This window comes from Candidatus Eisenbacteria bacterium, from assembly GCA_016930695.1.
Classification (GTDB): Bacteria; Orphanbacterota; Orphanbacteria; order Orphanbacterales; family Orphanbacteraceae; genus JAFGGD01.
The window spans coordinates 1-7,976 of record JAFGGD010000052.1 but is presented as its reverse complement, the minus strand read 5'-3'; the positions used below and the strand labels follow the sequence as shown (position 1 = coordinate 7,976).

The window sequence follows — 7,976 nt, the reverse complement described above, 5'->3', positions numbered from 1 at the left end:
GGGTATTCCGTATTGTGTCCCCGGAATTCATTCCGGAATTCCCCCAGGTTCACGTACATGAAGCCCTCATCGATATCGGGATCGATTTCGATGGCGGTTTCGATTTGGATTTCGAAAGGAGGGGAGTACTCGTAGCGTTTACCGCCTCTCCAACCGCACCCTCTGCTCCGCCCGGTCGTCGACGATCAGTCTGAACCGTGAAAGGAAGCTCCGGCCGAGGAGGCCGTCCACGCCGGGGTGGGTCTCGACGAGCGCCTTGGCGCGCACGTTCTTCGCGGTAACTCCTAGAACGGTGATTTGCGGGACGATCAGTTCCCGCCCGACGGCGATCAATCCGCCCGCCACGGCGCTCTCCAATGTGTCGCCCAGAAGGTGCGTCCATCCGAGGGCGTCCACCAGCTCCGGCGAGAGGGAGAGGAGGGAGGCGCCGGTGTCGACGAGGAACCACCCCTCCTCGCCGCCGAGGCGGGCCGGCACGACGAGGAGGCCGTTCTCTTTCGCGCTCTCGATCCGCGCCGCGCGGGCGCCGAGCGCCGCGCGGATCGCCCGCGTCCTCTCGACGCATCCGTCGAAGCGCTCCGGGTCGCCCGAACGCCGCCTCTCTTCGTGAAGGTTCGCGAAGAAACGGTTGAGTTCCGCCCAATACTTCTCGGCGCCCCCGCCTTCCCTCCAGAGGCGCTGCTCCTCGATCCGCGCCTCGAGCGCCGCCCGCCGCGCGTCCAGCTCCGCCTGGCGCGCCGCGGAGCGCGCGGAGAAATCGCGCGCCCCCTCGTTGTATCTCTCGAGCCGCGCACGGTGCGCCGCCGCCGCTTCGTCGTCTTCCCGATTCGGGAGAGCGAGGGCGATGCGCTCCTCCTCGAGCGCCTTCCTCTCCGCGTCCAGACGATCCCCCTCGGCGAGGTTCCAGGCGTTGTACTCGCGGATCGAGAGGTTCAGAGAATCGAGGGGCGCCCCCCCCGGGTCCCCGACGAAACGGGAAGACCACTCTCTTTCGAATGAAGCGACGGCGGCCTCCGCCCGGCCGAGAAAATCGCCATCCTCCCGCGCGTCGGCGCGCTCCTCCGCTCCGGCCGTTCCGGCGGCGAGCAGGGAGATCGCGGCGACCCCGGCCGCCCGAAGAAGCGCCGCGGCCGCGAATCCTTGTCGCGTGAAGAAAATCATTTCTCGTACCGGAGCGCGTCGATCGGATCCATCCGGGCCGCCCGGTTCGCGGGGAAGATGCCGAAGACGAGTCCGACCAGCGCGGAGAAGAGGACCGACACGGCGATCCAGAAGGGGGAGACGCCGAGGGGGAATCCGGTCGCCCGGGAGATCCCTTGAGCGGCGAGTATGCCGAGGCCGACCCCGACGGCGCCGCCGAGCCCCGTGAGCGTGGTCGCCTCGATCAGGAACTGGAAAAGCACGTCGCTCCGCCTCGCGCCGACGGACATGCGGAGCCCCACCTCGTGCGTCCTCTCGGTGACGGAGATGAGCATGATGTTCATCACGCCGATCCCGCCGACCAAGAGGCCGATGGAGGAGATGGCGACCAGCACGAGGGCGATCGCCCCGGTGATCCGGCCGACGGTCTCGCGGAAGGCTTCGCTGGTCATCACCGCGAAATCGTTCTCCCGGCCCGGCGGCACCTTGCGCGCCGCGCGGAGCGTCGCGATCAGCTGCTCCCGCGTCTCCTCCAGCGTCCGTCCCGGCGCGGGGGAGACGACCAGATAGGACTCGTCGTATCGGTTGTGGAAGTCCCGCTCGTAGCTCGTGTAAGGGACCACCGCGTATCCCTCGCCGAGCTGCCCCATGATGTGCTTCCTCTCCTCGAAGACGCCGACCACCTCGTAGTTGTGCGTCCCGATTCGCACCCTCTCGCCGATCGGATCGGAGTGGGGGAAGAGGTCCTTCGCGGGACCCCAGGCGAGCACGATCACCGACCGGTTGTGTTCCAGCTCGGTCCGCGTGAAGAAGCGGCCGTCGGCGACGGTGAAGGCGTGGATCAGGGGAAAGGCCTCGCTTGTGCCGATGACCTTGACCGGTTGGGTGTGCTCGCCGCCGCGCTGAATCACCCGCATCCGGCCGTCCGGGTCGTAACGGAAATCGATGTGCGAGACGGCGTCGCAGTATTGCCGCACCGCCTCCGCCGCCTCCGGCTCGATCCTCTTCCGGTTTCGGAGTTCCTCCTCGCCCGCCCCCTCGGTGAGCATGTCGAAGCGGGCCACCATGATGTAGGGGCGGTCCGCGAGGGTCATGTCGTGCTCGATCTGCGCGCCCAGCCCGACGAGAATGGTCACCACCGCCAGGATCGCCGCCACGCCGATTCCCACGCCGAGGATGAGCAGGCTGGAGCGGAGGCGGTGTGTGCGGATCACCTCGATCGCCTGGCGCAGGTTCTCGAGGAAGAGCGCGCGGTTGCGGACGGCGGCGCCGGTCGGCTCACTCATGGCGGAGCGCCTCCACAGGATCGAGACGAGACGCGCGGCTCGCCGGATAGGTCCCGAAGAGGATCCCGATGAGGAAGGTGACGGCGAGCCCCGCAGCGATCGCCCACGGCTGGATCGCGCTCGGCACCGGCGTCGCCGCGGAGATGACGGCGGCGATGGCGAAACCGAGCGCCACGCCGATCGCGCCCCCGATCACCGACAGGGTGACCGACTCGGCGAGGAACTGGCCGAGCACGTTCGCGCGGGTCGCGCCGAGCGCCTTCCGGATGCCGATCTCCCGGGTCCTCTCGGTCACCGCCACGAGCATCACGTTCATCAGCACCACGCCCCCCACCACCAGCGCGATCGAAACGAGACCGATGAGCGCCCGGAAGATCGCCGATGAGATCTTCTCCCAAAGGCTCAGGATTCTCTCGCTGGTCGTGACCGAGAAGACATCCTCCTCGCTCGGCTTCAGCCGGTTTCGGAGCCGCATGGCGAAACGGACCTCCTCCACCACGCGCTCCACGCCGGCCGGGTCCTCCGCGCGGAACTTGATCTCGATCGATTCGCCGGAGCCGAAGGTTTTCCCGTAGGTGGTGATCGGCAGGATCACGAAGCGGTTCCGGTTCTGCCCGAGACGGGAGGCGCGCGGTTCGGCGACGCCGATGACGCGGAAGTGGCGCCCCGCGATCCGGAAGACGCGCCCGATCGGGTCCCGGTTCGGCCAGAGCGTCTCGGCGATCTCGCTGCCGATCACCGCCACGTTCTTGCTCCGCCGCACCTCGAGAGGGGCGACCGGGCGGCCGAGGGCGAGGGGGACCTTCTCGATGAGCGGGAACGATTCGGTCCGCCCCTGCACGCTCACGTTCTGAATGCCGCGGTCGGCGGCGTGAACCGACGTATAGGCGCCCACCGTCGCGTCCCGGGCCGTCGCCGAGGGGACGCGATCCTCGAGCCAATCCAGATCCTCCAGGTCGATCACCGGGTTGCGCCGGATCGTCTTCAAGAAGGAGTCGAAATCGGTGATCAGCTCGAAGATGTCGAAGCGGCTCAGCGTGACGACGTTCGACCCCTCGGCGGCGATCTCCTCGCGGGCGTAGCGGTCCACGCCGTTGATGAGGGAGACCACGGCGATGACCGACATGGTGCCCACGATGTTCCCGAGAAGGGTGAGGAATGTGCGGAGCTTGTTTTCGCGAAGCGCGGTGAGGGCGATGCGGACTCCCTCGAGTGTCACGACTCGTCGCTCTTCTTCTCCACGACCTTGACCGGGTCGCCGTCCTGGAGGTCGCGGATCGCGCGGAAATCGCCGGAGACGACCGCGTCCCCCTCCTCGGGCCCGGAGAGGACCTCGAAGTAGCGGTCGCCGGCGATTCCGGTTTCGGTGACCGTGAAATGGGCTAGGCCGTCACGGACGAGGAAGACCCCTTCCCGCTCGTCGCCCCGCCGGCGGATCGTCGGGTCGTCGTCGAGGACCGCGTCTTCTTCGTTTTCGCCCTCTTTCTCGGCGCTCTCCCCGGCGTCCTTTTCCCCGGAGTCGGGGCGGCGGATGGTGAGCGACTGGATCGGAACGGAGAGGACGTTCTCCCGGACGGCGACGATGATGTCCGCCGTCGCCGAGAGGCCCGGCTTCGCCCCCGGCACAGGATCCCGAAGGGTGACCTTCACCAGGAAGTCGACGGACTCGGTGGCCTGGGCGCTCCGAACGGCGCTGTTGCCGATCTCCGTCACCGTGGCCGCGAAGACCGTGTCCGGGTAGGAGTCGATGGCGATCCACGCGTCCATGCCGACGCGGAGATCGACCACGTCCGTCTCGTCCACATCCACTTCCGCCTCCAACTCCGAAAGATCGGCGACGACGAGAAGCACCGTGCCCGGGTTGTTCATGGTGCCGACGATCGCGGTCTCCCCCTCCTCCACGTTCAGCGACGTGACGACGCCGCTCATGGGGGCGCGGATCGTGGTGAGGCCCAGGTCGTGATCCGCTTTGCGAAGCGCCGCCTCCTGCCGCCGGAGCGCCGCCCGCGCCGCGTCCCGGCGCGCCTCCGCCACGCGTTCCCCCGTCTCCGCCTCGAGCAGTTTTTGCGGCGACGCCAGGTCCTGCTCGCTCAGGAAAGCGGTCCTCTCCCGATCCCGCCTCGCCCGGTCCAATTCCGCCTCGGCCAGCTCCAGCTCCGCCTGGGAGGAGGCGACGGACGCCTTCAGCTGCGCCACCGCTTGGCTGTAGGGGACCGGGTCGATCTCGAGGAGGAAATCCCCCACGCGGACCTCGTCCCCCTCTTCCACGGCCACGCGCGTCACCGTCCCCATCTGGCTCGCGGAGACTTCCACCTTCCGTTTGGGGGTGATCGATCCGGAGGCGGAAACGACCGACTTGATGTTTCGGCGGTGAACCGTTTCGGTCTCCACATCGACGCGCTTGGCGCGGTCCTGCCGGAGATTCACGAACACCAGGGCGGCGACCGCCGCGATCACGACCCCCAGGATCCACCAGGTGCGTTTTTTCGCGGGCATGAAGACCTCTTTCTTCGCCGGGCGGACGCGCCGCGCCGCGTGAAGGGATGCACGGATGTTTTCCCCGATTCTAGCGGGGAGAGAGCGGAACGCAAGCGGTTTGTCGGATCAATCGGCGAGAGGGACGAAGGGGGTTTCGCCGGGGCGGAGCGCCTCGTAGATGGTGTAGATCGGCGAGAGGCGGAAAGGGGTGACCGCCACGGAGCGGAAGGTATCCCCTCGGCGGGACCGGATCGCGAGAGAGAAGGAGGTGCGCGGGAAGCCGCTTTCCTGGAGTATCACGCGCTCCACGTCGTCCAAGGGGATCGAAACGGTGCGCGCGATGGGCGGGGCGTAACGGACGCGCGCTTCGTTTCCCTCGACGGCGACGGCGGCGAAACGGGAGCCGGTGAGCCAGATCAGCGTCGCCACGGAGATGCAGGTGAGGAGAGCGATGCGCGGGAGCGGCCGGACCGGGGGAACGCCGAGCCGCTTGCCGATCCAATGGGAACCGAGATGCGCCGCCGCCGGGACCGCGAGGGCGATCGCCCAGAGGACCAGCAGCTCGATCCGGCTCAGAATGACTACTTCCACTTCGGATCTACCGATTCGTTTCCGGGGAGGCGGTCCTGCTCGCCAGGATCGCCCGCACCCGGCGGACCAACTCGTTCAGGTCGAAAGGTTTGGTGATGTACTCCGTACACCCGAACGATTTTCCCCTCACCTGGCTTTCGTGCCCGTCTCGGGCGGTGAGGAAGAGAAAAGGGATGTTCTCGGTCTTGTGGTATTCGCGGATCCGCCGGCAGAACTCGTAGCCGTCCATGCCGGGCATCATCACATCGGAGATGATCAGGTCGGGCACCCGGTCGAGGACGGTCCGCACCGCCTGCTCCCCGCTGTCGGCGACCTGCACATCGAACCCCTCTTTCTCCAAGCAATAGGAGAGGGAGGCGGTGATGGCCTGCTCGTCGTCGACGATCAGGATGTTCGGTTTGTTCATCGGTCCCTCCTTGTCCGGGAGCCGCTTCGGCCGCGCGTCCCGTCCCCCTACGTATCGGCAGGGGGTGGGGAACCCTGAACTCCTTTTCTCCCATTCTGTTCCGGGGCTGGTTCGCGTGGCGGCCGTCCATTAGAATGGAGTGCGGAACGGCCCCGCGAGGGGAGAGGGGGGACGAAACGATGGAACTGGGAATCCGCGGAAAACATGTCCTGGTCGCCGCCGCCTCCACGGGACTCGGGCGGGCGGTCGCGATCGGTTTCGGCGCGGAGGGGGCGCGTGTGACGCTCGCCGCGCGGACGGAGAAGACGCTCGCCGAGGCGGCCGCCGAGGTGGAGCGCTCCGGCGGGGAGGCGCACGCGGTCGTGTGCGACCTGACCGACGCGGCCTCGATCGACGGACTGATCCGCGCCGCCCGGGCGCGCTTCGGCCCGGTGGAGATTCTGGTCACCAACGGCGGCGGGCCGCCGCCCGGGCTCTTCGACGGGGCGGACGACGCGGCGTGGGCGCGGGCGGTGGACGGGTTGCTGCTCTCGGTGGTCCGTCTGGTGCGCGGGACACTTCCGGAGATGAAGAGGGCGGGGTGGGGGAGGATCGTCGCGCTCGCGTCTGTCTCGGTGCGGCGGCCGATCGAGAACCTGCTTCTGTCGAACGCGGTGCGGCCCGCGGTGATCGGGTTGGTGAAGAGCCTCGCCCAGGAGGCGGGGGGGCACGGCGTGACCTGCAACGCCGTCGCCACCGGCTACACGCGGACCGCGCGATTGGACGCGCTCGCCGCGGCGCTCGCCGCGAAGGGGGGAATCGCCGAGGAGGAGGTCTTCCGGCGGTGGGAGGCGGGGATTCCCGCCGGGCGGGTCGGGAGGCCGGAGGAGCTGGCGGACCTGGTCCTCTTTCTCGGCTCCGAGCGCGCCTCTTATCTGAACGGTGTCACCGTCCCCTTCGACGGCGGCGCGTGTCTCTGTTTACCTTAGACGCCAAATATATGGAAGGGAGGGGTGGGGATGAGGCGTTTCGTCGCCTTCGATGTGGAGACCACGGGACTGCACGGTTTTTTCGACCGCGTGGTGGAGGTGGGCGCCGTCCGATTCGATCTCGGCGGGCCGGGGGAGACGTTCCAGTCGCTGGTCGATCCGGGGAGGCCGATTCCGCCGGAGACGACGGTGGTGCACGGGATCGACGACCGAAAAGTCGCGGGCGCGCCGACCTTCGAGGAGGTGGCGCCGGAGCTGATCCGCTTTTTCGGCGAGGCGACGATCGTGGCGCACAACGCCCCCTTCGATCTCTCCTTTCTCCTCGCCTCGTGCCAGAGGGGAGGGATCGATCCGCCCCGTTCGGAGGCGGTCGATTCGATTCGGCTCGCGCGGGCCGCCTTCCCGGAGATGCCCGGATACTCTCTCGATCTTCTGGTGGGGAGGCTCGGCATCGAGAGGGAGAGGGGGCATCGGGCGCTTCCGGACGCCTTCGCCGCGGCGCGCCTTTCGATTCGGGCGATGGAGGCTCTCGGCGCGCGGGACGGGGAGGGCGTGGAGCGGGTTCTCGCGGAGGTGGGGCCGCCGGCGCCGATCGGATCGTTCGGGTACGAGGCGGATCCCGTGCTCCCCGAGGGGCTCGCGGCGATCGGGGACGCGCTCCGCGAGGGCGGAAACGTGCGCGTGCTCTACGAGGACGGATCGGGACGGCGGACGGAGAGGGTGCTCGCGCCTCTGCGGATCGCGCGGGTCCGCAGCACGCTCTTCATGGACGCGGCGTGTTCGCTCCGGGGATCGGTGCTCTGCTTCCGGCTGGACCGCGTGCGGGAGGTGTTGGGAAGGGAGTAGCGGCTCGGCGTTCGCGCACTCTTACGCGGCCCATTCGGAACTGGATACCTTTTTTCTCCCTCCGGTCGCAAAAAGAGAATCTGGTTTCCCTCGCCTCTAATCGGTATCGCTATCGGTATCGATATCTATTTCCTTCCCCCACCGGTCTCCATTCGGGGCACGGTGTGGGGAGCCGGACGGACGGGTAATCCCTCTCGGAGTCCGGGGCGTGCCGCCCCCTGGGTGGGTTCGTGATCGCCACGGAGTTTCCACAAGGGTGCG

The 7,976-nt window shown here is 68.0% G+C and carries 8 protein-coding genes; 2 read left to right on the top strand and 6 right to left on the bottom strand.

Translation table 11 applies throughout. The annotated features are described in order from the left end of the window. Window positions 1-138 precede the first annotated feature (138 nt). The 6 genes from JW958_12420 to JW958_12395 form a co-directional block, all read right to left on the bottom strand. Complete coding sequence (locus JW958_12420) at window positions 139-1,161, bottom strand: clan AA aspartic protease (protein MBN1827055.1); 1,023 nt, start codon at window positions 1,159-1,161, stop codon at window positions 139-141. Next, window positions 1,158-2,426: an ABC transporter permease gene (locus JW958_12415; protein ID MBN1827054.1), complete on the bottom strand. Its 1,269-nt coding sequence runs from the start codon at window positions 2,424-2,426 to the stop codon at window positions 1,158-1,160. The genes JW958_12420 and JW958_12415 overlap by 4 nt, the downstream gene beginning before the upstream one ends. After that, on the bottom strand, window positions 2,419-3,645 hold the full coding sequence (locus tag JW958_12410; protein ID MBN1827053.1) for an ABC transporter permease: 1,227 nt from the start codon (window positions 3,643-3,645) through the stop codon (window positions 2,419-2,421). The genes JW958_12415 and JW958_12410 overlap by 8 nt, the downstream gene beginning before the upstream one ends. Then, the gene (locus JW958_12405; protein MBN1827052.1) at window positions 3,642-4,922 is read right to left on the bottom strand and encodes an efflux RND transporter periplasmic adaptor subunit; all 1,281 of its coding nucleotides are present in this window, start codon (window positions 4,920-4,922) and stop codon (window positions 3,642-3,644) included. The genes JW958_12410 and JW958_12405 overlap by 4 nt, the downstream gene beginning before the upstream one ends. Window positions 4,923-5,030: 108 nt before the next feature. Beyond that, on the bottom strand, window positions 5,031-5,495 hold the full coding sequence (locus JW958_12400) for a hypothetical protein (GenBank protein MBN1827051.1): 465 nt from the start codon (window positions 5,493-5,495) through the stop codon (window positions 5,031-5,033). Window positions 5,496-5,502: 7 nt separating this feature from the next. Continuing rightward, window positions 5,503-5,901, bottom strand: a complete 399-nt coding sequence (locus tag JW958_12395; GenBank protein MBN1827050.1) for a response regulator — start codon at window positions 5,899-5,901, stop codon at window positions 5,503-5,505. 179 nt (window positions 5,902-6,080) lie between these two features. Between JW958_12395 and JW958_12390 the strand changes: the two genes are divergently transcribed. Then, window positions 6,081-6,869 carry an SDR family oxidoreductase gene (locus JW958_12390; GenBank protein ID MBN1827049.1) on the top strand — a complete coding sequence of 263 codons (789 nt, stop codon included), beginning with the start codon at window positions 6,081-6,083 and terminating at the stop codon, window positions 6,867-6,869. A 30-nt stretch (window positions 6,870-6,899) separates the two neighbouring features. Next, complete coding sequence (locus JW958_12385; protein ID MBN1827048.1) at window positions 6,900-7,715, top strand: WYL domain-containing protein; 816 nt, start codon at window positions 6,900-6,902, stop codon at window positions 7,713-7,715. The last annotated feature ends 261 nt before the right edge of the window (window positions 7,716-7,976 follow it).